Origin of the sequence: Streptomyces chartreusis NRRL 3882 (assembly GCF_900236475.1) — a bacterium.
GTDB lineage: Bacteria > Actinomycetota > Actinomycetes > Streptomycetales > Streptomycetaceae > Streptomyces > Streptomyces chartreusis_D.
This window is the reverse complement of record NZ_LT963352.1, coordinates 2,311,173-2,336,695: the sequence shown is the minus strand read 5'-3', so window position 1 is coordinate 2,336,695 and position 25,523 is coordinate 2,311,173. Positions and strand designations below refer to the sequence as shown.

At 70.1% G+C, this 25,523-nt stretch carries 21 protein-coding genes; 14 read left to right on the top strand and 7 right to left on the bottom strand.

Annotation, left to right across the window (positions count from 1 at the left end; all coding sequences use genetic code 11):
- Window positions 1-118 precede the first annotated feature (118 nt).
- From SCNRRL3882_RS10300 to SCNRRL3882_RS10290, 3 genes are all read left to right on the top strand, one after another.
- Window positions 119-1,006 carry a FadR/GntR family transcriptional regulator gene (locus tag SCNRRL3882_RS10300; protein WP_029180825.1) on the top strand — a complete coding sequence of 296 codons (888 nt, stop codon included), beginning with the start codon at window positions 119-121 and terminating at the stop codon, window positions 1,004-1,006.
- 427 nt (window positions 1,007-1,433) lie between these two features.
- Window positions 1,434-2,972 carry an RNA polymerase sigma factor gene (locus tag SCNRRL3882_RS10295; RefSeq protein WP_010034917.1) on the top strand — a complete coding sequence of 513 codons (1,539 nt, stop codon included), beginning with the start codon at window positions 1,434-1,436 and terminating at the stop codon, window positions 2,970-2,972.
- A gap of 136 nt (window positions 2,973-3,108) precedes the next feature.
- Window positions 3,109-3,945 (top strand): S1 family serine peptidase, encoded by an 837-nt coding sequence (locus SCNRRL3882_RS10290; protein WP_029180826.1) that lies wholly within the window; start codon window positions 3,109-3,111, stop codon window positions 3,943-3,945.
- Between the two features lie 187 nt (window positions 3,946-4,132).
- Here SCNRRL3882_RS10290 and SCNRRL3882_RS10285 read toward each other — a convergent pair whose 3' ends face one another.
- A complete protein-coding gene (locus SCNRRL3882_RS10285) occupies window positions 4,133-4,363 on the bottom strand; it encodes a DUF7455 domain-containing protein (RefSeq protein ID WP_010034922.1) in 231 nt (76 codons plus the stop codon).
- 442 nt (window positions 4,364-4,805) lie between these two features.
- Between SCNRRL3882_RS10285 and SCNRRL3882_RS10280 the strand changes: the two genes are divergently transcribed.
- The 6 genes from SCNRRL3882_RS10280 (at window position 4,806) to SCNRRL3882_RS10255 (ending at window position 11,899) form a co-directional block, all read left to right on the top strand.
- Window positions 4,806-6,929, top strand: coding sequence for a DNA gyrase/topoisomerase IV subunit B (locus SCNRRL3882_RS10280; RefSeq protein WP_010034925.1), 2,124 nt, complete (start codon window positions 4,806-4,808; stop codon window positions 6,927-6,929).
- Between the two features lie 398 nt (window positions 6,930-7,327).
- The gene (locus tag SCNRRL3882_RS10275) at window positions 7,328-7,852 is read left to right on the top strand and encodes a DUF1453 family protein (protein WP_010034927.1); all 525 of its coding nucleotides are present in this window, start codon (window positions 7,328-7,330) and stop codon (window positions 7,850-7,852) included.
- Window positions 7,849-9,000 carry a sensor histidine kinase gene (locus tag SCNRRL3882_RS10270; protein ID WP_010034929.1) on the top strand — a complete coding sequence of 384 codons (1,152 nt, stop codon included), beginning with the start codon at window positions 7,849-7,851 and terminating at the stop codon, window positions 8,998-9,000. Before SCNRRL3882_RS10275 ends, SCNRRL3882_RS10270 begins: the two co-directional genes overlap by 4 nt.
- The gene (locus tag SCNRRL3882_RS10265) at window positions 8,997-9,680 is read left to right on the top strand and encodes a response regulator transcription factor (RefSeq protein WP_010034931.1); all 684 of its coding nucleotides are present in this window, start codon (window positions 8,997-8,999) and stop codon (window positions 9,678-9,680) included. The genes SCNRRL3882_RS10270 and SCNRRL3882_RS10265 overlap by 4 nt, the downstream gene beginning before the upstream one ends.
- A 69-nt stretch (window positions 9,681-9,749) precedes the next feature.
- The gene (locus tag SCNRRL3882_RS10260; protein WP_029180828.1) at window positions 9,750-10,310 is read left to right on the top strand and encodes a DUF485 domain-containing protein; all 561 of its coding nucleotides are present in this window, start codon (window positions 9,750-9,752) and stop codon (window positions 10,308-10,310) included.
- Window positions 10,307-11,899 (top strand): cation acetate symporter, encoded by a 1,593-nt coding sequence (locus SCNRRL3882_RS10255; protein ID WP_010034936.1) that lies wholly within the window; start codon window positions 10,307-10,309, stop codon window positions 11,897-11,899. The genes SCNRRL3882_RS10260 and SCNRRL3882_RS10255 overlap by 4 nt, the downstream gene beginning before the upstream one ends.
- Before the next feature lie 25 nt (window positions 11,900-11,924).
- On the opposite strand, the gene SCNRRL3882_RS10250 is transcribed toward SCNRRL3882_RS10255, so the two are convergent.
- A complete protein-coding gene (locus tag SCNRRL3882_RS10250) occupies window positions 11,925-12,620 on the bottom strand; it encodes a response regulator (RefSeq protein ID WP_010034943.1) in 696 nt (231 codons plus the stop codon).
- A 161-nt stretch (window positions 12,621-12,781) separates the two neighbouring features.
- Here SCNRRL3882_RS10250 and SCNRRL3882_RS10245 point away from each other — a divergent pair, with 161 nt between their 5' ends.
- Genes SCNRRL3882_RS10245 through SCNRRL3882_RS10235 form a run of 3 tightly spaced genes read left to right on the top strand, consistent with a single transcriptional unit; the run spans window position 12,782 to window position 15,566 of the window.
- On the top strand, window positions 12,782-13,597 hold the full coding sequence (locus SCNRRL3882_RS10245; RefSeq protein ID WP_029180829.1) for an ABC transporter ATP-binding protein: 816 nt from the start codon (window positions 12,782-12,784) through the stop codon (window positions 13,595-13,597).
- Window positions 13,587-14,450: an ABC transporter permease gene (locus SCNRRL3882_RS10240; protein ID WP_010034948.1), complete on the top strand. Its 864-nt coding sequence runs from the start codon at window positions 13,587-13,589 to the stop codon at window positions 14,448-14,450. Before SCNRRL3882_RS10245 ends, SCNRRL3882_RS10240 begins: the two co-directional genes overlap by 11 nt.
- 54 nt (window positions 14,451-14,504) lie before the next feature.
- Complete coding sequence (locus tag SCNRRL3882_RS10235) at window positions 14,505-15,566, top strand: ABC transporter substrate-binding protein (RefSeq protein ID WP_010034951.1); 1,062 nt, start codon at window positions 14,505-14,507, stop codon at window positions 15,564-15,566.
- Between the two features lie 29 nt (window positions 15,567-15,595).
- Here SCNRRL3882_RS10235 and SCNRRL3882_RS10230 read toward each other — a convergent pair whose 3' ends face one another.
- The 4 genes from SCNRRL3882_RS10230 to SCNRRL3882_RS10215 all read right to left on the bottom strand — a co-directional run bounded on the left by SCNRRL3882_RS10230 (window position 15,596) and on the right by SCNRRL3882_RS10215 (window position 20,307).
- Window positions 15,596-16,276, bottom strand: coding sequence for a response regulator (locus SCNRRL3882_RS10230; RefSeq protein WP_010034954.1), 681 nt, complete (start codon window positions 16,274-16,276; stop codon window positions 15,596-15,598).
- Entirely contained in the window at window positions 16,276-17,946 is a 1,671-nt protein-coding gene (locus SCNRRL3882_RS10225; protein ID WP_010034956.1) for a sensor histidine kinase, read from the bottom strand. The genes SCNRRL3882_RS10230 and SCNRRL3882_RS10225 overlap by 1 nt, the downstream gene beginning before the upstream one ends.
- A gap of 103 nt (window positions 17,947-18,049) precedes the next feature.
- A complete protein-coding gene (locus SCNRRL3882_RS10220; protein ID WP_029180830.1) occupies window positions 18,050-18,994 on the bottom strand; it encodes a sucrase ferredoxin in 945 nt (314 codons plus the stop codon).
- A 53-nt stretch (window positions 18,995-19,047) separates the two neighbouring features.
- On the bottom strand, window positions 19,048-20,307 hold the full coding sequence (locus SCNRRL3882_RS10215; RefSeq protein WP_010034959.1) for a citrate synthase: 1,260 nt from the start codon (window positions 20,305-20,307) through the stop codon (window positions 19,048-19,050).
- Between the two features lie 110 nt (window positions 20,308-20,417).
- Between SCNRRL3882_RS10215 and SCNRRL3882_RS10210 the strand changes: the two genes are divergently transcribed.
- On the top strand, window positions 20,418-21,578 hold the full coding sequence (locus SCNRRL3882_RS10210; RefSeq protein WP_010034960.1) for a citrate synthase: 1,161 nt from the start codon (window positions 20,418-20,420) through the stop codon (window positions 21,576-21,578).
- Window positions 21,579-21,779: 201 nt separating this feature from the next.
- Window positions 21,780-22,838, top strand: coding sequence for a CobW family GTP-binding protein (locus SCNRRL3882_RS10205; protein ID WP_010034962.1), 1,059 nt, complete (start codon window positions 21,780-21,782; stop codon window positions 22,836-22,838).
- A 19-nt stretch (window positions 22,839-22,857) separates the two neighbouring features.
- Here SCNRRL3882_RS10205 and SCNRRL3882_RS10200 read toward each other — a convergent pair whose 3' ends face one another.
- Window positions 22,858-25,314, bottom strand: coding sequence for a DNA gyrase/topoisomerase IV subunit A (locus SCNRRL3882_RS10200; protein ID WP_010034965.1), 2,457 nt, complete (start codon window positions 25,312-25,314; stop codon window positions 22,858-22,860).
- Window positions 25,315-25,523 lie beyond the last annotated feature (209 nt).

The following is a 25,523-nucleotide window of genomic DNA, read 5'->3' as shown; positions in this document are numbered from 1 at the left end:
GCAGCACGCCCATTTCTTTCCGATAAGGCGTCAATTGCGACGGGGTGAGCGATCACCCTTTCGTGTGCTTTTCACCAAAGACCTCAAGGGAGTTGGAGACGGCGCCGACAAAGGATGCGTGAGTACCCTTGCGCACACCATGATGACCGCCGCCCGCTCCGCTGACTCCGGCCTCGCGAGCCCGGGCGAACTCGACCGCTACCCCTACGCGGAGGCACCCGCCGTCGACCGCGTCGGTGCCCCTGCCTGGGACGGCGCGGACTCCGAGCTGGGCCGGGTGGGCAGGCGCGCCGCGGGCAGCCGCGGACGCGGGCTGCACGGCCAACTCGTCCAGCAGCTGGGTCAGATGATCGTCTCCGGCGATCTGGGCGCCGACCGTCCGCTGGTGCCCGAGGAGATCGGCCAGCGGTTCGAGGTCTCCCGCACCGTCGTCCGCGAGTCGCTCCGCGTCCTGGAGGCCAAGGGGCTGGTGAGCGCCCGCCCGAACGTCGGCACGCGCGTGCGCCCCGTCAGCGACTGGAACCTTCTCGACCCGGACATCATCGAGTGGCGGGCCTTCGGGCCACAGCGTGACGACCAGCGCCGCGAGCTGAGCGAGCTGCGCTGGACGATCGAGCCGCTCGCCGCCCGCCTCGCCGCCGGGCACGGGCGCGAGGACGTCCAGCAGCGCCTGACGGACATGGTCGAGATCATGGGGCACGCGATGGCCCAGGGTGATGCGCTCACCTTCTCCCGCGCCGACTCCGAGTTCCACTCGCTGCTGATCCAGGTCGCCGACAACCGCATGCTGGAGCACCTCTCCGGGATCGTGTCCGCGGCTCTCCAGGTGTCGGGCGGCCCGGTCACGGGCTGTGACCGGCCGAACGAGACGTCGCTGGCGCACCACGGCCGCATCTGTGACGCCCTCGCCACCGGCGACGGAGCCGCGGCCGAGGCGGCGATGCGGCAACTCCTCGCGGTCCATCCCGAGGTGGAACGCGTGGTGCCCGCTCCGCGCGAGCACTGACCGCGTTCCGCGGGCGGCGCGGCCGGGTGTGCCACCCCCCTCCTGTGGCAGTGCCCGTTCGGTGATCCGCCTCCCGTCGGACCCCGCAGGATCTTCGTGATCCTGCGGGGTCCGACGGTCGAAGGGGCCGCAGATCCGCCGGAGCGGCCAGGTAACCACCAGGTGCGACCTGCTTTGTCCGGGTCTGACCATTTTTGTTCGCTTACGCGGTGTGACTCGGGCCACGCGGATTGGGCGTAACGCTCGCGGGAAGAACGCGATGACCTAAGAGGTGACAGCCGCGGAGGGAATACGGACGCCGTTCACGGCGCTGTGAATCTTCCCCGGCCCCCGCCCGCGCCGTCGGCCCACCCCCAAGCCGGCGGTCGGCTCCTGTCCACTGTGGACGGGGCCGGAAGCCGTTTTCCAACGTTCCGAGAGGTTGTTCGTGTCGGCCAGCACATCCCGTACGCTCCCGCCGGAGATCGCCGAGTCCGTCTCTGTCATGGCTCTCATTGAGCGGGGAAAGGCTGAGGGGCAGATCGCCGGCGATGACGTGCGTCGGGCCTTCGAAGCTGACCAGATTCCGGCCACTCAGTGGAAGAACGTACTGCGCAGCCTCAACCAGATCCTCGAGGAAGAGGGTGTGACGCTGATGGTCAGTGCCGCAGAGCCCAAGCGCACCCGAAAGAGCGTCGCAGCGAAGAGTCCCGCCAAGCGCACCGCCGCCAAGACGGTCGCGGCCAAGGCGGTGACCACCAGGAAGGCCACCGCCACCGCCACGCCGGCGGCACCCGCCGCCGAGCCCGCCGTCGAGGAAGAGGCGCCCGCCAAGAAGGCGGCAGCCAAGAAGACGACCGCCAAGAAGGCGGCCGCGAAGAAGGCGCCTGCCAAGAAGACCGCGGCGAAGAAGACCAGCGCCAAGAAGGACGACGTCGAGCTTCTCGAAGAGGAGGTGCTCGAGGAGGCCGCCCCCGGCAAGGCCGGCGAGGAGCCCGAGGGCACGGAGAACGCCGGCTTCGTGCTGTCCGACGAGGACGAGGACGACGCGCCCGCCCAGCAGGTCGCCGCCGCCGGTGCCACCGCCGACCCGGTCAAGGACTACCTCAAGCAGATCGGCAAGGTCCCCCTGCTCAACGCCGAGCAGGAGGTCGAGCTCGCCAAGCGCATCGAGGCCGGTCTGTTCGCCGAGGACAAGCTGTCCAACGCCGACAAGCTCGCGCCGAAGCTCAAGCGCGAGCTGGAGATCATCGCCGAGGACGGCCGCCGCGCCAAGAACCACCTCCTGGAGGCCAACCTCCGACTGGTGGTCTCCCTGGCCAAGCGCTACACCGGCCGCGGCATGCTCTTCCTGGACCTCATCCAGGAGGGCAACCTCGGTCTGATCCGCGCGGTCGAGAAGTTCGACTACACCAAGGGCTACAAGTTCTCCACGTACGCCACCTGGTGGATCCGTCAGGCGATCACCCGCGCCATGGCCGACCAGGCCCGCACCATCCGTATCCCGGTGCACATGGTCGAGGTCATCAACAAGCTCGCGCGCGTGCAGCGCCAGATGCTCCAGGACCTGGGCCGCGAGCCCACACCGGAGGAGCTGGCCAAGGAGCTCGACATGACCCCGGAGAAGGTCATCGAGGTCCAGAAGTACGGCCGCGAGCCCATCTCGCTGCACACCCCGCTGGGCGAGGACGGCGACAGCGAGTTCGGTGACCTCATCGAGGACTCCGAGGCGGTCGTCCCGGCCGACGCGGTCAGCTTCACGCTCCTCCAGGAGCAGCTGCACTCCGTGCTCGACACCCTGTCCGAGCGTGAAGCGGGCGTCGTCTCGATGCGCTTCGGTCTCACCGACGGTCAGCCGAAGACCCTCGACGAGATCGGCAAGGTGTACGGCGTCACGCGTGAGCGGATCCGCCAGATCGAGTCCAAGACCATGTCGAAGCTGCGCCACCCGTCCCGTTCGCAGGTGCTGCGCGACTACCTCGACTAGTCGTCGCGGTCGTACGACGCGGAAGGCCCGTTCCTCTCAGGGGAGCGGGCCTTCCTCATGCCTCTCCGCGGGTGCGGGGTGCCACGGGGTGAATCACTCTGGGTGTCTCACCGACATCACGGAGTGAGGAGTGAGCATGCGTCGTCGCTTTGCCCGGGCGCTGGCCCGACCGCTGGTCGTGGCAGCCGCGGTATCCGCCCTGTCAGTGGGTTCCAGCGGGCCTGTGGCCGCCGACAGGGTGGTCATAGGAGGATTCCCCGTCGACGCGTCGGAGAGCCCCTGGACGGTTGCCCTGTCCAGTCGTGACCGGTTCGGGGGTACGCGGGCGGGGCAGTTCTGCGGCGGCGTGGCGGTCGGCCGCAGCACGGTGCTCACCGCGGCCCACTGCTTGGACAAGGAGGTTTTGGGCGGGCCACCGGAGCGCGTACGCGATCTCCGGGTCATATCGGGGCGCACGGACCTGCTCTCGGACCGCGGTGGCCAGGAGGTCGCCGTGCGAGACACCTGGGTGAACCCGGCCTATGACGGTGCCAGCAATGCCGGGGACTTCGCCGTACTCACCCTGGCGGAGCCTCTCCCGGCCGACTCGGTCATCGGCATGGCGGTCGGCGGTGACCCCGCGTACGCCGTGGGCGGGGCCGCGACGGTGTACGGATGGGGCGACGTCTCGGGCGCCGGGGAGTATCCGAACAGTCTGCGGGCCGCACGTGTGCATGTGCTTCCCGACGCTCTCTGCGAGGAGGCGTACCCGGGAGACGCGGACGGCGTCTACGACGCCAGGAGCATGCTGTGCGCCGGGGAAGCGACGGGGGGCCGGGATGCCTGCCAGGGTGACAGCGGGGGGCCGCTGGTGGCCCAGGGGCGATTGATCGGGCTCGTGTCCTGGGGGATCGGCTGCGGCCGGGCCGGTAGCCCCGGGGTGTACATGCGGGTGTCCGACATCATGCGCACACTCGGCTGGACACGGGCGTGAAGCCCGACACGGATGTGAAGGTCATGTGCACGTTCGACTGACCGAGGCTGGGCAGAAAACTCGCGGCGTGCGCACCGGAGGACCTGAGTGGACTCGCGGGGACGAGGACGGGCGGCTGCCTCGGTGGTGGAGGCAGCCGCCCGTTCACCGGCCTGTGCCGGGCTGGCTCGTCGTCGGACGCGAGGTGTCAGCGCTCTTCTTCGGAGGCAGTCGCGGGAGCGGACGTCAGCCGCTCCGTCTCGTCCTGTATCTCAGCGGCGATCTTCTTGAGTTCCGGCTCGAACTTGCGCCCGTGGTGGGCACAGAAGAGCAGTTCTCCGCCGCTGAGCAGGACGACGCGCAGGTACGCCTGGGCGCCGCAGCGGTCGCAGCGATCAGCGGCCGTCAACTGGCTCGCAGGGGTCAGAACAGTAGTCACGTCGCCTCTTCTCTAGCTCGACGAGCTGTCGTACCAGGGTCAACATCCAACCAGCCCCAAAACGTTCCCGCTCGTGGCTTTTCCTCGAAAAAATCTTTGCGAGGCGGCTGTCTGCTGCCGGTTGGCGGCGAATGTGCCGTATTGCGTGTCTATGTGTCTTACGGGGCTTCGCGTTGTATCGGTGGTCAGTCCTCCCGGCTGGGTTGCCGGTTGTTCATGAGGACGTGCCCGGAGCCTAAATGGTTCATGCCTGGAAGGGAACGTGATGTGTGCTTCACTCCAACGAGGGATCGAACATGCATGCGAGTCTGGACTAGGGTGAGTTTCCGGCGAGGGTGGCGTTACAACGGCTCTACCAGGCCTCGGTACCCTCTCACCGGTGACTGAAGTCGCGCCCTTACCCATGAGGGCCCCATCTGAAATTCAGCGAGGAGCGAACCGCGTGACCGCCGAGACGTCCGTGCCGTCCACAGCTCTGCTGGCAGGAGCAGACCGGGACGGTTCCAACTACACCGCGCGGCACCTGCTCGTCCTCGAGGGGCTCGAGGCCGTGCGGAAGCGCCCCGGTATGTACATCGGGTCGACCGACAGCCGGGGCCTGATGCACTGCCTCTGGGAGATCATCGACAACTCCGTCGACGAGGCCCTCGGCGGCTACTGCGACCACATCGAGGTGATCCTCCAGGACGACGGCTCGGTCGAGGTCCGGGACAACGGCCGGGGCATCCCGGTCGACGTCGAGCCGAAGACCGGCCTTTCCGGTGTCGAGGTCGTCATGACCAAGCTGCACGCCGGCGGCAAGTTCGGAGGCGGCTCGTACGCCGCCTCCGGCGGTCTGCACGGTGTCGGCGCCTCCGTGGTGAACGCCCTGTCCGCCCGTCTGGACGTCGAGGTGGACCGCGGTGGGCACACCCACGCGATCAGCTTCCGGCGCGGCGTCCCCGGCGCCTTCGCCGGGAACGGCCCGGACGCCAAGTTCGAGGCCAAAGGCGGCCTGCGCAAGGCCAAGAAGATCCCCAAGACCCGCACCGGCACGCGAGTGCGGTACTGGGCCGACCGCCAGATCTTCCTCAAGGACGCCAAGCTCTCCCTGGAGAACCTGCACCAGCGCGCCCGCCAGACCGCGTTCCTGGTGCCCGGCCTGACCATCGTCGTGCGCGACGAGTACGGGCTCGGCGAGGGCGGCAGCAAGGGCGAAGAGTCCTTCCGCTTCGACGGCGGGATCAGCGAGTTCTGCGAGTACCTGGCGAACGACAAGCCGGTCTGCGATGTCCTCCGCTTCTCCGGACAGGGCACCTTCAAGGAGACGGTCCCCGTCCTGGACGACCACGGCCAGATGACCCCCACCGAGGTCACCCGCGAACTCGGCGTCGATGTCGCGCTGCGCTGGGGCACCGGCTACGACACGACGCTCAGGTCGTTCGTCAACATCATCGCCACCCCCAAGGGCGGCACCCACGTCGCCGGCTTCGAGCAGGCGGTCGCCAAGACGATGAACGAGGTGCTGCGCACCAAGAAGCTCCTGCGCGTAGCCGAGGACGACATCGTCAAGGACGACGCCCTCGAGGGCCTGACCGCAGTCGTCACCGTGCGTCTCGCCGAGCCCCAGTTCGAAGGCCAGACGAAGGAGGTCCTCGGCACCTCGGCGGCCCGCCGCATCGTGAACAACGTGGTCAGCAAGGAGCTCAAGGCGTTCCTGACGTCCACGAAGCGGGATGCCGCCCAGCAGGCCCGTGTCGTGATGGAGAAGGCCGTCGCCGCGGCCCGGACGCGCATCGCCGCCCGGCAGCACAAGGACGCTCAGCGCCGTAAGACGGCCCTGGAGTCATCCTCCCTGCCGGCCAAGCTCGCCGACTGCCGCAGCGACGACGTCGACCGCAGTGAGCTGTTCATCGTCGAGGGCGACTCCGCGCTCGGTACGGCGAAGCTCGCCCGGAACTCCGAGTTCCAGGCACTGCTGCCGATCCGGGGCAAGATCCTCAACGTCCAGAAGTCGTCTGTGACGGACATGCTCAAGAACGCCGAGTGCGGCGCGATCATCCAGGTCATAGGAGCCGGATCGGGCCGGACCTTCGACATCGACACGGCCCGCTACGGCAAGATCATCATGATGACCGACGCCGACGTCGACGGCTCGCACATCCGCACGCTGCTCCTGACCCTGTTCCATCGCTACATGCGGCCCATGGTCGAGGCCGGCCGGGTCTTCGCCGCGGTGCCGCCGCTGCACCGCATCGAGATCGTGCAGCCGAAGAAGGGCCAGGACAAGTACGTCTACACGTACTCGGACCGGGAACTGCGCGACAAGCTCATGGAGCTCCAGAGCAAGGGCATCCGCTACAAGGACTCGATCCAGCGTTACAAGGGTCTCGGCGAGATGGACGCCGACCAGCTGGCCGAGACGACCATGGACCCGCGCCACCGCACTCTGCGCCGGATCAACCTCTCCGATCTGGAAGCCGCCGAGCAGGTCTTCGATCTGCTGATGGGCAATGACGTCGCGCCGCGCAAGGAGTTCATCTCCAACTCGGCGGCGACGCTGGACCGGTCGCGGATCGACGCGTAGCCGCTGCGCTGGGCTTTGGCAGGGCAGGCCTGGTCGCTTTGGCAGGGCAGGGCAGGGCAGGGCAGGGCTGGTCTGGGGTGCTCGCGGTAGGCAGGGCTGGTCTGGGGTGCTCGGGGTCTGAGCGGGGCCGTGAGTCGGTCGTGCCGGGCCAGCGTGGTGCGGGCACGGTGCTGATCCGGCTGGTACGGCTCCAGCAGTCCTGATGGGCGCGGCGGGCTTCCATGCGGCCCGGACCTCCGTGCCCCAGCCGTTTCTCCACCCCTGGGTGGAGAGGCGCCCCGTCGGGGATCCACCCGTGATCCACCCGCACTCCGATCCCGTGACCTGGCGATTTCCGTAACGTCGAAGGCGTCGGCGGCACCGCTGCCGGCATCCCTTTCTCGCTCACGGAGGTCCTGATGTCCGGGCTCGTCGACGCGCTGGTGGTCGTGGTCGTGGCCGTGCTGGTGATCGCCCGGCAGTTCCGCGCAACCCCCATCGACAGCGAGCGTCGCTGGTGGCTCCTGCCCGCGATCCTGGCCGTTGTCGCGCTGCGCGAGCCCGGCCTGCTCGACGACCGTCAGCACACAGCCTCGGCGCTCCTGCTCGGCGCCGAACTGCTCGTCGGCCTGGCCACCGGGGCGGGCTGGGCCTGGACCACCCGCATATGGGCGGAGCCGGACGGGACCGTATGGAGCAAGAGCAGCACGGCGAGCGTTGCCGTCTGGATTGTCGGAATCGGGCTGCGCGTCGGGCTCTTCGCGCTGGGTGCCGCGGTGGGCGTTCACCAGGACAGCTCCGCCCTGCTGCTGGGGCTCGCCGGCACCCTGCTCGTCCGGGCCGGAATCCTGGCCTGGCGAGGTCGGTTGCTGCGTCCTGCCGTGAACTCGGGCCGGGCGTACGGTGACAGCACCTTGGGGCACGCGGGGAAGGAGCACGTGTGAAGGAGAACGCCTGGACACGCTGGCCTTCCCGGGAGGCGCTGAGCCGCGAGGGACTCCCACGTTCCCGGTGCTTGCTGGCCTGGACGGTGAGGGCTCTGGTCCTCGGCGTGCTCATGTGGGGGGCCTTCGACGAGAGCGAGGCGCGTGGCTGGAAGGCGGCGGCCGGAGCCGGAGGGGTGCTTCTGGCGGCGTTGCTGGCCTGGGTGTTCTTCCGGACCACGCTCCAGCATCGGCTGTGGCCGTCGCTGGCGTCGCTCGCGCTGCTTCAGGGCGTCGCCGTCGCGGCCCAGATGTTGGGCTTCACAGTCGCGGCCCTGGTCATGTGGTGTGGATGTGCCGTCTCGGCGCTGGAGCGGCTCCCACCGGCAGTCGCCCTCGGCGCAGCGGGCGTGGCACTCGGTTCGTTCGGAGTCGTCAACAACGACGACGCGCTGACATCCGTGGTCACCGGTGTCGGCCTCGCCCTGGCCGGATACACGCTGCGCCTGGACGCCGAGGCCCGCGCCGGCGCCCAGCGGCTGCTCGCCCAGGAGCGGGCCGCCCGTGCGGCCGAGGCGGAGACGGCGGCGCTCGCGGAGCGGGCCCGGATAGCGCGGGAGATCCACGACGTGCTGGCGCACAGCCTGTCTGCCCAGCTCGTGCACCTGGAGGCGGCTCGGCTGCTGATCGAGCGCGGAGGGGAGCGGGAGCAGGTACTCGAACGAGTGGTGGCGGCACGGGAGATGGCGCGTGGCGGGCTTGCCGAGACGCGGCAGGCGCTCTCCGCCCTGCGCGGGGAGCTGACCCCGCTGGAGGAGTTCCTGAACCAGTTGGTGGGAACCACCGACGGCGCCGAGATCACCATCACGGGTGAACGCAGGGCGCTGCCGGCCGAGGCTTCGCAGGCTGTGCGCAGAGCCGCTCAGGAGGCTCTGACGAATGCCCGCAAGCACGCCCCGGGCGCCAAGGTGCGCCTGTGGCTCGACTTCAGCCCACACGAAGTGACCCTGGATGTGCGGGACTCGGGCGGCTCGCCGGGCGAGCTGACCGGGACGGGAGCCGGGTACGGTCTGCTGGGCATGCGGGAGCGAGCAGAACTGCTGGGCGGTTCGCTCGAGACCGGGCCGGGTGAGGAGGGGTTCGTGGTCACGTTGAAGGTGCCGGTATGACGGAGGAGGCCGAGCGGAAGACCGCTCGGGTGGTGGTCGCGGACGACCAGACCGTGGTGCGGGAGGGCATCGTGATGCTGCTCGGTCTGCTGCCCGGGATCGAGGTGGTCGGCTCGGCGGGGGACGGGGAGGAGGCAGTGCGGCTCGTCGCGGAAGTCGCCCCGGACGTGGTGCTGATGGACCTGCGCATGCCTCGCTGCGACGGAGTGGAGGCGACCCACAGGATCCGCGCGGAGTACCCCGGGACACAGGTCGTGGTGCTCACGACGTACGCCGACGACGAGTCGCTCTTCCCGGCACTGGCAGCAGGAGCGCGCGGTTATCTTACGAAGGACGCCGGCGGGGAGGAGATCGTGCGGGCCGTGCACAGCGTGCTGTCAGGGGACGCGGGGCTGTCGCCCGGCATTCAGAGGCGGCTGCTGGAGCGTCTGACCGAGCCCGAGGCGAGACCGGCCGCGCCGCCCGAGGCGCCGGACGGGCTCACCGTGCGGGAGACGGAGGTGCTGCTGCTCATCGCCGAGGGGCTCAGCAACCAGGAGATCGGCCGCAGACTGCATGTCTCCACCGCGACCGTGAAGACCCACATCAACAACCTGTTCGCCAAGACGGGGCTCAAGGACCGTGCGCAGGCGGTGCGTTACGCGTACGGAAAGGGGCTGGTGCGGCCACCAGCGGGTTGAGTCACCTGATGGGGTGAAGAGCGGGGGGAAGAAGAGTCGGGGATCTTCCCGTTCTGTCCATCCTTGGGCATGCAGCCAAGCAAGGGCCGTCCCCATAGAGATGGGGCTGGTCAGGAAAGTCCGGTCGAGCGACTCGACGGTGTCGGCCACGGCCCGGCCGAGGAGGCCGGACACCCGAGGTACGACGATCCCTGGTACGACGCCCTCGCCTCCGGATGGGGCGAGTCGGCCGGTGCCGGGGCGCCGGCTCCGGCGGTGGTTCCGTCGGCACGCGGGGAGGGCGAGGCCGGGGTCGCGGCGGCCGATGTGTATCTGGAGGTGCAGCGCAGCGCGGCCTTCCAGGAGGTCAGGCGGCGGTACCGGCGGTTCGTGGTGCCGGCCTCCGTGGCGTTCTTCGCCTGGTACGTGGGGTACGTCGTGGCTGCCACGGCCGCGCCGGAGCTGATGGCCCGGCCCGTGGTGGGAGCGGTGAACGTGGCGCTGCTGGCGGGGCTCGGGCAGTTCCTGACCACGTTCCTGTTCACCTGGGCCTACTCGCGGCACGCGCGGCTGCGCAGGGACCGGGCGGCGCTCGACCTGCGCTGGGACACACAGGAACTGACGCGTGGCGTGAACGGCGGTGTCTCGTGACGGGCGAACAGCAGACGCTGGCGCTGCTGCTGTTCAGCGGATTCGTCGCGGTCACGCTGGCGATCACGACGTGGGTGAGCCGCAACCGGCGCGGTTCGGCGGAGGAGTTCTACGCGGGCGGGCGGCTCTTCTCACCCATGGAGAATGGTTTTGCCATCGCGGGTGACTACATGTCGGCCGCCTCCTTCCTCGGGGCCACCGGGCTCATCGCGCTGTTCGGCTACGACGGGCTGCTGTATGTCGTCGGCTTCCTCGTGGCCTGGCTGGTGGTGCTGTTCCTCGTGGCCGAACTGGTCCGCAACTGCGGCCGGTTCACTCTCGCCGACGTCGTGGCGGCGCGAATGCGGGAGCGGCCCGTACGGATCGCGGCGGGAACCTCCTCGGTCACCGTGTCCGTTCTATATCTGGTGGCGCAGATGGTCGGCGCGGGCAGCCTGGTGGCGCTGCTGCTCGGAGGCACGAGCGGGGCGGCGCGGGCCTGGACCGTCATCGGCGTCGGCGCACTCATGGTGATCTATGTGTCGCTGGGAGGGATGCGGGCGACGACGTGGATCCAGATCGTCAAGGCCGTCCTGCTGCTCGGCGGCACGATCGCGCTGACGGTGCTCGTCCTGGTGCGCTTCCACGGCGACCTGGACGGGTTGCTGCTCACGGCGGCCGAGCGCAGCGGTCACGGGGAGGCGTTTCTGGTGCCCGGGCTGAAGTACGGCGGGGACTGGACCGCCCGTTTCGACTTCATCAGTCTGGGGCTGGCCCTGGTGCTGGGCACGGCGGGGCTGCCGCACATCCTGTCCCGGTTCTACACCGTGCCCACCGCGCGCGCCGCACGTCGCTCGGTCGTCTGGGCCGTCGGGCTCATCGGCGGTTTCTACCTGATGACGATCGTGCTCGGGTTCGGCGCGGCCGCCATCGTGGGGCCGGACGCGGTACGAGAGTCGAACGCGGCCGGGAACACGGCTGTCCCGCTGCTGGCGCTCGACCTGGGCGGTGGTGCCGGATCCACGGGTGGAACGGTCCTCTTCGCGGTGGTCGCAGCGGTCGCCTTCGCCACGATCCTCGCCGTGGTCGCCGGGATCACGCTCGCGTCGTCGGCGTCGGTCGCCCACGACCTGTACGCGTCCCTGCGGCGCCGGGGCGGCAGGCCCCGCAGCGAAGTGGCCGTGGCCCGGGTCGCGGCCGTGGGTGTCGGCGTGGTGGCGATCGCCCTCGGTCTGCTGGCGCGGGATCTCAACGTCGCGTTCCTGGTGGGCCTCGCCTTCGCCGTCGCCGCGTCGGCGAACCTTCCGGTGCTGCTCTACTCCCTGTTCTGGCGCGGCTTCACCACACGCGGTGCCGTGTGGGCCGTCTACGGTGGCCTGGTCCCGGCCGTGGTGCTCGTGGTGCTGTCCCCGGTGGTCTCCGGAAGCCCCGATTCGCTGTTCCCGAACGTCGATCTCCAGTACTTCCCGTTGCAGAACCCGGGCCTGGTCTCGATCCCGCTGGGCTTCCTCGCGGGCTGGCTGGGCACGGTCACCGCGGCGGAGGTCCCGGACGAGGCCAAGCACGCGGAGACCGAGGTGCGGTCGCTGACCGGGGCGGGAGCGGCGTAGGGGCGGTGCCTGTGCGGCCCTGGGACTACGGCGCCACCCATGCGTAGCGGTGCTCAGGCCGGCCCGTGTCGCCGTACTTGAGGGAGAGGCGCAGGCGGCCGGACTGCTCCAGGCGGCGCAGGTAGCGCTGGGCGGTGGAGCGGCTCAGACCGGTCTCGGCGGCGACCTCGTGGGCGGAGAGGGGGTGGTCGGCGCGGTGCAGGACGCGGCAGATCAGTTCCGTCGTCGGCTCCGAGTGGCCGCTCGGCAGGCCGGGCGACGCGAGGGCCGGGGTGGTGCGCAGGGCGCTGAAGATCCGGTCGACCTGTTCCTGGACGGCGACGCCGCGGCCGCCACCGACCCGCTCGACGGTGCGACGCAGGGCGGCGTAGGACTCCAGGCGGGTGTGCAACGCGGCGAAAGTGAACGGTTTGACCAGGTAGTGCAGGGCGCCCAGGCGCATGGCGGCCTGGATGGTCGCCACGTCTCCGGCCGCGGTGATCATGATGACGTCGGCGCCGTGCCCCTGTTCCCGCATGCGGTGGACGAGTTCGAGGCCTGTCCCGTCGGGGAGATAGTGGTCCAGCAGGACCAGATCGATCCCTCCGCGCTGCACGGCCGCCAGAGCCTGGGCAGCGTTGTGCGCGCGGGCCGCCACCCGGAAGCCGGGAACCCTTCCCACGTACTTGGCGTTGATCTCGGCGACACGGAAGTCGTCGTCCACGACCAGGACGTCAATCATCGGGCCTCTTTCCCTCAAGGCCATGCGGGCGTCAAGCCCTTGTTTCGGCTACGTTTTTGTATCCCGCGCAAAACGAGCACAACAGGCTCTTGCGAGCAAAAGAACGGTATGCGCTCACAAGACTGATGCCGTCGGCCGAGCCGGACCTACCGTCCCCGGCCATGAGCGCAGACACCAGCCCCGCCATTGAGCTGCGGGGCGCGAGCAAGACGTTCAGGACCCCGTCGGGAGGCCTGCACACGGCCGTCCGGGACCTGGATCTCACGGTCGGCCGTGGAGAGTTCGTCGCGGTCGTCGGCCCCACGGGCTGCGGCAAGTCGACCACGTTGACTCTGGTCAGCGGCCTGGAGGAGCCCACCGAGGGTGAGGTGCTGGTCGCCGGGGAGCCGGTGCTCGGCGTCGGCGACAAGGTCGGCTTCGTCTTTCAGCAGGACGCCACCTTCCCCTGGCGCACGGTGCTGTCCAATGTGATGGCGGGACCGCGTTTCCGTGGCGTGTCCAAGGCGGAGGCGAAGCGGAAGGCGCGCGACTGGCTGGCCCGGGTCGGCCTCGAGGCCTTCGAGGACCGCTACCCGCACCAGCTCTCCGGCGGACAGCGCAAACGCGTCGCGCTCGCCGCGACCTTCGTCAACGACCCAGAGATCCTGCTCATGGACGAGCCGTTCTCGGCACTCGACGTGCAGACCAGGGCGCTGATGTCGGACGAGCTGCTCGAACTGTGGGAAGGCACCCGCGCCTCGGTCGTCTTCGTCACGCACGACCTGGAGGAGTCCATCGCGCTGGCCGACAAAGTCGTCGTGATGACCGCCGGGCCCGCGACCGTCAAGCAGGTCTTCACCATCGACCTGCCGCGGCCCCGCAAGGTCGAGGCGGTGCGCCTGGAGCCGCGGTTCATAGAGATCTACCGCGAGATCTGGGAGTCCCTCGGTGAAGAGGTGCGCATCACCCGCGAGAGGGGTGCCGCCCATGTCGCCTGAGCTCATCAGCACACCGGTCGTGGAGACGGCCAAGGCGCCGGACCGCGCCCACTCGCGTGCCCGCGCCGCACACAGGCGGAAAGTCCTGATCAACCTCGTCCGGGCGCTGCTGCTGGTCGGAGTCCTCGGACTGTGGGAGGCGCTGTCCCGGGCCAAGGTCATCGACCCGTTCAACTTCTCCATGCCCTCGCAGATCTGGGACCAGATCTCGACCTGGGTCATGCACGGGACCGCGCTCGGCTCCCTGGGCGAGCAGATCTGGTACACGCTTTACGAGGCGCTGCTCGGCTGGGTCCTCGGTGTGGTCACGGGTGTCGTGCTCGGCATCGCGCTGGGGCGGATCACATTGCTCGCCGATGTTCTTGGTCCATACATCAAGGTGCTCAACTCGATTCCCCGGATCGTCCTCGCGCCGATCTTCGTGATCTGGTTCGGGCTCGGCCCGGCCTCCAAGGTCGCCTCGGCCGTCGTCCTGGTCTTCTTCCCGGTGTTCTTCAACGCCTTCCAAGGCGCCCGCGAGGTGGACCGGAACCTCGTCTCCAACGCCCGGATCCTGGGCGCGAGCGACCGTCGGGTGACCCTGCAGGTGGTCATCCCGTCCGCCACATCCTGGATCTTCACCAGCCTCCACGTCAGCTTCGGCTTCGCCCTCATCGGCGCCATCGTCGGCGAGTACATCGGCGCCACCAAGGGCATCGGCCTGCTCGTCGCGCAGTCCCAGGGCACCTTCAACGCGGCCGGGGTGTACGCGGCGATGGTCATCCTCGCCGTCGTCGCGCTCCTCGCCGAAGGGCTGCTCACCTTCGCCGAGCGCCGCATCTTCCGCTGGAAGCCCGCGGACTCCGAGCGCTGACACCCACCTCCGGAAGCCCCCTCTCCTCCCCCCGTCACAAGGACGTGAACCGCCATGCGCACCAACGCCCGATACGCCGCCCTGGCCGCCGCCGGCCTGCTCGCCCTCTCCTCGCTCACCGCCTGTGCCAACGACGCCGCCAGTTCGGCGTCGACCGGCTCCGGCAGCGGAGGCGGCGGCAAGGGCGAGCAGGTCAAGATCATGGTCGGTGGCCTGGACAAGGTCATCTACCTGCCCGCCATGCTCACCCAGCGGCTCGGCTACTTCGACGCCGAGGGACTCGACGTGCAGTTGCTGAGCGAGCCCGCCGGCGTCCAGGCCGAGACTGCGCTGGTCTCCGGCCAGGTCCAGGGCGCCGTCGGCTTCTACGACCACACCCTCGACCTGCAGACCAAGGGCAAGCACGTCGAGTCGGTCGTGCAGTTCTCGCGCGCCCCGGGCGAGGTCGAGATCGTCTCCACCAAAGCGGCGGGCGACATCACCTCGCCCAAGGACTTCAAGGGGAGGAAGCTCGGCATCACCGGCCTCGGTTCCTCGACCGACTTCCTCACCAAGTACCTCGCCGTCAAGAACGGCGTGAACGTCAGCGACTTCACGCCCGTCGCCGTCGGTGCCGGCCCGACGTTCATCTCAGCGCTCCAGAAGGGCTCGATCGACGGCGGTATGACGACCGATCCGACGGTGGCGCAGGTCCTGGACAAGAAGGCAGGCAGGATCCTTCTCGACATGCGGACGCCGCAGGGGTCCCAGGAGGCGCTCGGTGGTCCCTATCCGTCGTCAAGTCTGTACATGCAGACGGACTGGGTGAACAGCCACAAGGCCACCGTCCAGAAGCTGGTCAACGCATTCGTCAAGACGCTCACGTGGATGTCCACCCACAGCGCGTCCCAGATCGCCGACAAGATGCCGGCCGACTACTCGCAGGGCGACAAGGCTCTCTACGCACAGGCGATCAAGAGCACGCTGCCGATGTTCACCAAGGACGGCGTGATGCCCGCGGGCGGTCCCGAGACGGTCGAGAAGGTGCTCAAGGCGTTCAACCCCAACATCAAGAACGCCAAGGTCGACCTGAGTCAGACCTACACGACGGAGTTCGCGAAGAAGGCCACGGGCTGACAGCCGAAACGGCCTCGGGCTGACAGGCCCTAGGCGCGGGTCGCCCACACGTAACGGTGTTCCGGGCGGCCCGCGTCGCCGTATTTCAGGGTCAGCCGGGCCCGTCCCGTGCGCTCCAGGAGCTTCAGATAGCGCTGGGCGGTCTGGCGGCTCACCCCGGTCCGTTCGGCGATCTCCTGGGCGGACAGGGGCCCGTCGGCGTTCATCAGGGACTGACGGACCAGCTCGGCGGTGGTGGGGGAGTGCCCCTTGGGCAGGTCCGGCTCGGACGGGGTCGACAGTGCTCCGAAGATGCGGTCCACCTCGGCCTGTTCCGCCTCGCCGCCGCCGTCCAGGGTGCGGCGCAACTCCGCGTACGCCTCCAGCTTGGCGCGCAGACCGGCGAAGGCGAACGGTTTGACCAGGTACTGCAAAGCGCCGTGCCGCATCGCCGCCTGCACGGTGGACACGTCCCGGGCCGCCGTCACCATGATCACGTCGGTCTGGTGGCCGCGCCGCCGCATCTCCTGGACGACCGCGAGCCCCGTCTCGTCGGGCAGGTAGTGGTCCATGAGCACCAGATCGAGCCGGGGCAGCGTCTCCAGCTGACGCAGCGCGTCCGCGGCGCTGTGGGCCTCGCCCGCGACATGGAAGCCCGGCACCTTCTCGACGTAGGCGGCGTTGACCCGCGCGACCCTTGTGTCGTCGTCCACGACCAGGACCTCGATCATCACGACCCCTCCTCGGCGGTCTGCGGAGCTGACGGCACGGTCAGGGCCGGTTCCGGGCCCGGCTCGGCCAGCGCCTCGGGCAGGACGACGGTGAACTCCGCACCCCCGCCATGAGCGTCGCCGACGGTCGCGCTGCCCCCCTGCCGCTCGGCGAGCCTGCGCACCAGGGAGAGGCCGATGCCCCGCTCGCGGTGCGCGGGTGGCTTCTTCGTGGACCATCCCTCGGTGAAGATCAACTCCTGGTGCTCCGGCGGGATTCCCGGGCCCGTGTCGCGCACCCGGAGGATCGCCGTACGGCCCTCGGCGCGCAGTTCGACCTCCACGCGCGCGTGCGGCTTGCCCGCGACGGCGTCGAGTGCGTTGTCCACCAGGTTGCCGACGACGGTGACGAGCCCCTGGGGATCGATCAGCCGGTCGGGCAGCCGGGTCCGGTCCGAGACCCACAGGGCGACGCCCCGCTCGGCCGCGACGGTCGCCTTGCCGACCAGCAGGGCCGCGAGCAGCGGGTCCTCGATGCGTTCCGTGACCTGTTCCGCGGTGGCCCGGTGGTCGCCGACCACTTCGCCGACGAACTCGACGGCGTCGTCGTACATCTCCAGTTCGAGCAGCCCCAGGAGCGTGTGCATGCGGTTGGCGTGTTCGTGGTCCTGGGCGCGCAGGGCGTCGATCAGGCCGCGGGTGGAGTCGAGCTCGCGGCCCAGCTGCTCCAGCTCGGTGCGGTCGCGCAGGGTGGCCACGGCGCCCCCGTCGTCCGTGGGCATACGGTTGGCGACCAGCACCCGCTGGCCCCGCACGGTGAGCAGGTCCGTGCCGGTCACGCGCCCGGCCAGCACGTCGGCCGTGCGGCCCGCGCCTAGCGCATCGTCGGGGGAGCGGCCCACCACCGCGTCCCCGATGCCGAGCAGGCGCTGCGCCTCGTCGTTGACGAGACGGATGCGACCGGTGCGGTCCAGGGCGACGACGCCCTCCCGGATGCCGTGCAGCATCGCCTCACGTTCCGACAGGAGCGACGCGATGTCCGAGAAGGCCAGGTCCCTGGTCTGCCGGTGGACCCGCCGGGAGATGAGCCACGCGGCCAGCGCGCCGACGGCCAGGGCACCTCCGGCGTACGCCAGCAGCCCCGGGATCGCGTGGATCAGCCGGGCCCGGACGCTGTCGTAGGCGATGCCGACCGAGACGGCGCCGACGACCGTGCCGTCGGTGTCGCGCAGCGGCACCTTGCCGCGGGCGGAGCGGCCCAGGGTGCCGCTGTCGATCTCCATGACCTCCTTGCCGGCCAGGGCCTGCCCTGGGTCGGTCGAGACGATGCCGCCGATCTGCTTCGGGTCGGTGTGCGACCAGCGCACGCCCCGCCAGTCCATCACCACGACGTACTCGGCCTTGGTGGCCTTCCGGATCCGCTCCGCCTCCTGCTGCACCGGACCGTTCGGTGAGGGAGGCGTGTCCCTCACCTCCCTCGCGAGGCCCGGCTGCTGCGCGGTGGTCTGCGCGATGGCGAGGGCGCGGCGCATCGCCTGGTCGTCCAGCTGGTTGCTCAGGGGGGCGAGGAACAGTCCGGTGGCGAGGACCGCGACTCCCGCGGCGATCGCCACCTGCATCAGCAGCACCTGCGAGAACACCCGCCGGGGCAGGCCGAGGCGCAGGCGGCGTGCGGGGGGAGTGGGGCTCATACCCAAGAAGGTACGTGGGGCCGCCTACGTGCCGTAACGGGTGTGGCGTGGATCTCTTGATCAATGCTTGAGGAGGCGGTCCGGACCGCGGTCGGCGGACCGGTCAGCTGGCGAGTGCCGCCGTCACCCTCACCTCGTGCACCGCCACCACTTCCATCCGCGCGGGCGAACCGAGGACTGCTGCTCCGCAGCTCTCCGGCCGGGGCGGCAGGGCCGCGCCCTGGGCCACCTCGACCCGCCAGCGGCGCCCGTCGGCGTGGGCGACGGTCACCTCCCAGCGCGGGGCGGCGCCGGCGGTCCGTACGACGCTCAGCGCCTCCGCGGCGTACTCGCCGGTCCTGGCGCGCACGGCGAGCTCGGCCGCCTGGCCGGGCCGTTCCCAGGCGGAGCTGCCCCGGCACCCCTCCACGACGATCCGGCCCTCCCGCGCGCCGTGCAGGACCTCCTTGAGGGTGTGCGCCTCGGCCCGGCCGTACGCGTATCCGTACGGCAGCACCAGCACCGTCGGGGAGAAGCGGTGACCACCCAGATGGGTGACCTCCCAGACGCCCTCGACCCCGGACGTGGCGAGTTCGGCCGCGAGAGGGCGGCCGAGGAGCGCGCAGCAGCGGTCGCGCTTGCCGTTGGTGCAGACCAGGGCGAGCGGATCGCCGTCGTGGGGCCGTCCGCCGAGCACCGTGTCGAAGGTGCCGTGGTCGCCCCGGCCGAGTGCGGCGAAGTCGAGACCCAGGAGCTGCCCGGGGTCCGAGGTCGTGGCGCCGTGCAGCCACACGTTTCCCGGAACGGTGTGGGCCGCGTACACCCGGCGGGTGGCGGGCATCCGGCGGTCCGCGTGGCGACCGGGGCGGCGGATGAGCACGATCCGCACGCCCGTGTCCTTCGCGGCCGCCTCCAGGGCACGGCCCAGCGCGGGGTCCAGGTGGCTCGAAGTGAGCGCCTTGGCACCCCACGGACCGGGCTGTTCCAGCAACAGCCAGGTCCTCGCGGTGGCCGCGGTTCCCGAAACGGGCTCGTCGGAGTCACGGGAGACGCTTGAGCACGTACTCACAGAGGTGAGCCTAACCTGAGTTGGGCCGCGGCTCATTTCCGGCCCGCCCCTGCCTACTCCGGCAGTGGCTGTGGCGGCTTCGGACCCGTGTAGAGACCGCTCGGGCGCATGCGCAGCGGGCGCTCGCCGTACTCCTCCAGGGCGTGGGCGATCCAGCCCGCCGTGCGAGCCACCGCGAAGATCGTCTCGCCCGCGGTCGGGGGCATGCCGCAGGACGTGGTGAGCACGGCGAGCGCCAGGTCGACGTTGGCGTGCAGCGGGGCGTGGCGGGCGGTGGTCTCGACGATGTCCCGGGCCGCGAGGAGGGCGGGTTCCGCGCGCGGGATCTGCTCCAGGAGGGCGAACAGGGCACGCGCGCGTGGATCCTCGCCCGGGTAGAGCCGGTGGCCGAGCCCCGGGATACGGCGGCCGGCGCGCAGTTCGTCCGCGATCACCGGCGCCGCGTCGCCCTGGTCGAGCACGTCCTGGAGCAGCCGGTGCGCGAGCCCGCTGGCCGCGCCGTGCAGCGGGCCCTCGATCACGCCGAGTCCCGCGGAGACCGCCGCGTAGGCGTGGGCACGGGCCGACGCGGCGACGCGCACCGCGAGCGTGGAGGCGGCCAGGTCGTGGTCGACGAGGAGGGCGAGGGCGGCGTCCAGGGCACGCAGGGACGCCTCGTCGGGGTCCTTGTGCGGTGACAGCCGCGTCCACAGGCGGTGGGCCAGGGGGCCCTCGTCCCGGCGGTCGCGCCACGCCGGAGGCAGGGCGGAGACCAGCGTGGGAATGAGGGTGCGCGCGGTGCCGAGCACGGCGTCCTCGGAGAGGTCGAAGCGCAGCGGGTCGGCGGTCGCGGCGGCGATCGTCGCGACGCGCAGCAAGTCCGTGGGCGTGGCGTGTTCGGGCAGCGCGTCGACGGCGCGGCGGGCCACGGCGACCGGGGCGGCCGGTGCGGTGAACGTGTTGCCCGGCCGCATCCGGCCGGTCCACAGCCACTCGGCGACCTCCTCGTAGGTGTGCCGGGTGGCCAGGTCGACCGCGTCGACACCGCGGTAGTAGTAGCGGTCGCTCTCGATGAGCGTGATGCGGGTCCGTACGGACAACTCACCCCCGGAGGGTGAACTCCCCGCGCTCTCCCGCCTGTTGCGCCGGGCGAGCGCCTCGACCTCCCCGGCGTCGAAGGTGCTGCCCCGGCCACCGGTCACCCGTCGGCTGCTGAGCTGACCGCGGCTCACGTACGCGTACACGGTCTCCGGCTTCACGCCGAGCAGCTCGGCGGCCTCCTTGGTGCTCAGCCGCCGTTCCGCGTCGAGGGGGGCGAATTCTTGATCGCGCATGGGGGTCACCGTATCCGTCTAGCGGACCATCGACTGATGTATTGATTCAATCAATATTGACACAAGTAGAGTCAACCATGGACAGTCAAATCAAGTCCAGGGAGGAAGACATGTCCGTCAACAGGTCCGCAGCCGCTCTCATCGATGCACCACGGGGACTCGCCGGTGTCGTCGTCACCGACACCCGGATCGGTGACGTCCGTGGCGTCGAGGGCTTCTACCACTACCGGCAGTACTCCGCCGTCGACCTCGCGCGGACCCGCGCCTTCGAGGACGTCTGGCACCTGCTCGTGCACGGCGAACTGCCGGACGCCGGGCAGAGCGCGGCCTTCGCCGCGGAGACCGCGGCGCTGCGGCGGCTGCCCGACGAGGTGCGAGCGGCCCTGCCGGCCATCGCGGCCGCCGGCGGGCGCTCCGGCCCGCTCGCCGGGATGCGCACGGCGCTGTCGCTGCTGGGCGCGGCCAAGGGCTTCCGGCCCGTGTACGACATCGAAGCCGGCCGGCGTCGGCAGGACACCATCGAGGCGACCGCGGCCGTACCCACGCTGCTCACCGCGCTGCACCGACTGGGGAAAGGGCTCGAGCCGGTGGAGCCGCGCGAGGACCTGTCGTACGCGGCCAACTACCTGTACATGCTGACCGGTTCGGTGCCGACCGAGCAGCACGCACGGGCGATCGAGCAATACCTGATTTCAACCATTGATCATGGATTCAACGCGTCAACATTCACGGCGCGGGTCATCGCGTCGACGGGTGCGGACGTGGCGGCGTGCCTCGCCGGTGCGGTGGCGGCGCTGTCGGGGCCGCTGCACGGGGGTGCGCCCAGTCGTGCGCTGGACACCCTGGACGCGATCGGCAGCCCGGACCGTATCGACTCCTGGGTCCGGCAGCGGGTGCTCGCCGGTGAGCGCATCATGGGCTTCGGGCACGCGATCTACCGCACGGAGGACCCGCGGTCGCGGATGCTGCGCGAGGTCGCCCAGGGGTTCGGCGGTCCGCGGGTGGACTTCGCCGTGGAGGTCGAACGGCACGTCGAGGCGATCCTGGCGGAGCTGAAGCCCGGCCGTGAGCTCCACACCAACGTCGAGTACTACGCGGGCGTGGTCATGGAACTCTGCGGCCTGCCCCGCGAGATGTTCACACCGACCTTCGCCGCCGCGCGTGTGGTGGGCTGGAGCGCCAACATCCTGGAACAGGCGGAGGACACGAAGATCATCAGGCCGGTGGCGCGTTATGTGGGACCGGAGGCGCCCGCACCCGTGCCTGCCTGAGGGCCCGTCGACGCCCCATGTCACCACGGGCTGGGGTGTTCCGCGCCCTGCGCACATGCCCAACACCTGCCTGCGAGTGCTGCTGACGATCGTTCACCTCGCCGTGATTCCCACGGCTCGTATCCTGGGGCGGCATCCCATCCTCGTACGTGTGCCGGGAACGCGAGCCGGTGCACGCGTCGGCGTGAGAGAGGTCGCACGGTGAGCCTGCCGAGCCCGAAACCGCAGCAGATCCCGGTCGTCGTCCTGGCCGGATTCCTCGGCTCGGGAAAGACCACACTGCTCAACCACCTCCTCCACCGCAGCGGCGGCAGCCGTATCGGCGCCATCGTCAACGACTTCGGGGCCATCGAGATCGACGCGATGGCCGTGGCGGGAGCACTCGGCGACTCGACGGTCTCGCTCGGCAACGGGTGTCTGTGCTGTGCCGTCGACGCGAGCGAGCTGGACCAGTACCTGGAACGGCTCGCGGAACCCTCCCTCGGCATCGACGTCATCGTCATCGAGGCCAGCGGGCTGGCCGAGCCGCAGGAACTCGTGCGGATGGTGCTCGCCAGCGAGCACCCGGGAATCGTGTACGGCGGTCTGGTCGAGGTCGTCGACGCCGCCGAGTTCGACGACACCCGGTCCAGGCATCCGGAGATCGACCGGCACCTCGCGCTGGCCGATCTCGTCGTGGTCAACAAGCTCGACCGGGCGGCCGACGGCGAACGCGTCCTCGGGCTGGTCGGCTCCCTCGTCGACCGCGCCGCCGTCGTCCCGGCCTCCTACGGCCGGATCGACCCCGAGTTCCTCTTCGACTGCCGGCCGAGCGAGGAACGCATCGGGCAGCTGTCCTTCGACGACCTGCACGAGCACGGCGCGGACGACCACGCCGGGCACCTGCACAGCGCCTACGACAGCCTGTCGTTCGTGTCGGAGGAGCCCCTCGACCCGCGCCGGCTGATGGAGTTCCTCGACAGCCGGCCCGAAGGGCTGTACCGGATCAAGGGCTACGTCGACTTCGGGCCGTACGACGTCCGCAACCGCTACGCCGTCCACGCCGTCGGGCGGTTCCTGCGCTTCTACCCGGAGCCCTGGCCGGCCGGCGGCGAACGCCTGACCCAGCTGGTCCTCATCGGCTCCGGCATCGACGTCCCCGCCCTCGACAAGGCACTCGGCGCGTGCAGGAGCGACGCCCCACACGCCGACGAGTACGGCATGTGGGGCGTCCTGAGGTACGTACGGAACCCGGAGGAGGACCTGGCCGAGCCTGCCTGAGCCCCTCCGGCACAGGGCTCTAGACCGGCCCCGCCACCACCGCCACCGTCTTCGCCAGGGACACGCCCGAGCCGTCACGCCGCGGGTCCATCTCCGGGAGGTCGGCCGGGGTGCCGTTCTTCTGCGCCGCGAGCGCCGGGGCCGGGCCCGCCCAGGCCAGGGACAGGCAGTCCTCGCCCTTCAGGAACCGCTGGCAGCGGACGCCGCCGGTGGCGCGACCCTTGCGCGGGTACTGGTCGAACGGGGTCATCTTGGCCGTCGTCTGCACGGAGTCGTCCAGCGTGCCCCGCGAGCCGGCGACGGTGAAGACCACGGCGTCCACGGCCGGGTCCACCGCGGTGAACGAGATGACCTTCGCGCCCTCGGAGAGCTTGATGCCGGCCACGCCGCCGGCCGGGCGGCCCTGCGGCCGGACCTGGGACGCCTGGAAGCGCAGCAGCTGGGCGTCGTCGGTGATGAAGACCAGGTCCTCCTCGCCGGTGCGCAGCTCGACGGCGCCGATGATCCGGTCACCCTCCTTGAGGGTGATCACCTCCAGCTCCTCCTTGTTGGACGGATAGTCCGGCACCACCCGCTTGACCACGCCCTGTTCCGTGCCGAGCGCCAGGCCCGGCGACGACTCGTCGAGCGTCGTCAGGCAGACCACCGTCTCGTCGTCCTCCAGGGAGACGAACTCCGCCAGCGGGGCGCCTCCCGCGAGGTTCGGGGTCGCCATCGACTCCGGGAGCTGGGGCAGGTCGATCACGTTCAGCCGCAGCAGCCGGCCGGCCGAGGTGACGGCGCCCACCTCGCCACGCGCGGTGGCAGGTACCGCCGAGATGATCACGTCGTGCTTGACGCGCTTGGCGCCGGCGTCCTCGGCGAACGGCTCGCCGTTCGCCGTACGGGCCAGCAGACCCGTCGAGGACAGCAGCACCCGGCACGGGTCGTCGGCCACCTGGAGCGGCACGGTGGCCACCGGGGCACCGCCCGACTCCAGCAGAACCGTACGCCGGTCGGTGCCGAACTTCTTGGCGACGGTGGCCAGTTCGGTGGAGACCAGCTTGCGCAGCTCCGTGTCCGAGTCGAGGATCCGGGTCAGCTCCTCGATCTCCGCGTTGAGCCGGTCCTTCTCCGTCTCCAGCTCGATGCGGTCGTACTTGGTCAGGCGGCGCAGCGGCGTGTCGAGGATGTACTGCGTCTGCACCTCGCTCAGCGAGAACTGCTCCATCAGGCGCTGCTTCGCCTGCGCGGAGTTCTCGCTGGAGCGGATGAGGCGGATGACCTCGTCGATGTCCAGCAGGGCCGTCAGCAGACCCTCGACCAGATGCAGCCGGTCACGCTTCTTGCCGCGGCGGAACTCCGAGCGCCGCCGCACGACGTCGAAGCGGTGGTCGAGATAGACCTCCAGCAGCTCCTTCAGCCCCAGCGTGAGCGGCTGGCCGTCGACCAGGGCGACGTTGTTGATGCCGAAGGACTCCTCCATCGGCGTCAGCTTGTACAGCTGCTCCAGGACCGCCTCCGGCACGAAGCCGTTCTTGATCTCGATGACCAGGCGCAGACCGTGCTCGCGGTCGGTGAGGTCCTTGACGTCGGCGATGCCCTGGAGCTTCTTCGAGCCCACCAGGTCCTTGATCTTGGCGATCACCTTCTCCGGGCCCACCGTGAAGGGCAGCTCGGTGACCACGAGGCCCTTGCGGCGGGCCGTCACGTTGTCGACGGACACCGTCGCCCGGATCTTGAACGTGCCGCGGCCCGTCTCGTACGCGTCCCGGATGCCGGACAGGCCGACGATGCGGCCGCCGGTGGGCAGGTCGGGGCCCGGGACGTGCTTCATCAGGGCGTCGAGATCGGCGTTCGGGTACCTGATCAGGTGGCGGGCTGCGGCGATCACCTCGCGCAGGTTGTGCGGCGGCATGTTCGTGGCCATACCGACCGCGATGCCCGAGGCGCCGTTGACCAGGAGGTTCGGGAAGGCGGCAGGCAGCGCCACCGGCTCCTGCTCCTGGCCGTCGTAGTTCGGGTTGAAGTCGACGGTGTCCTCGTCGATCGACTCCGTCATCAGGCTCGTCGCCTCGGCCATCCGGCACTCGGTGTACCGCATGGCCGCCGGCGGGTCGTCGTTGCCCAGCGAGCCGAAGTTGCCGTGGCCGTCGACCAGGGGGACGCGCATCGAGAAGGGCTGGGCCATGCGCACGAGGGCGTCGTAGATCGACGAGTCGCCGTGCGGGTGCAGCTTGCCCATCACCTCGCCGACGACGCGGGCGCACTTGACGTACCCGCGCTCGGGGCGCAGGCCCATCTCGTTCATCTGGTAGACGATGCGGCGGTGCACCGGCTTGAGGCCGTCGCGCGCGTCGGGCAGGGCGCGGGAGTAGATGACCGAGTACGCGTACTCGAGGAAGGAGCCCTGCATCTCGTCGACGACGTCGATGTCGAGGATTCTCTCCTCGTACGAGTCGTCGGGCGGCGGGGTCTTCGTGCTGCGGCGGGCCATCGCTGCCGGCTCCTTGCTGAAGCGTTGAACGAGATCTGACGCCGACCATTGTGGACCGCCGCACTGACAACCGGGACCAGGACCCGGTCCACGGCCTCACCGGCAGGGGTTCGGCCCCGTCCCGCGGGTGCCGCTCGCCGGGCCGGTGCGGCGGACGGGGACGCTGTCGGGGGACTGCCGCGGGCCGGCCGGTCCGAGGTCTTTCGCCG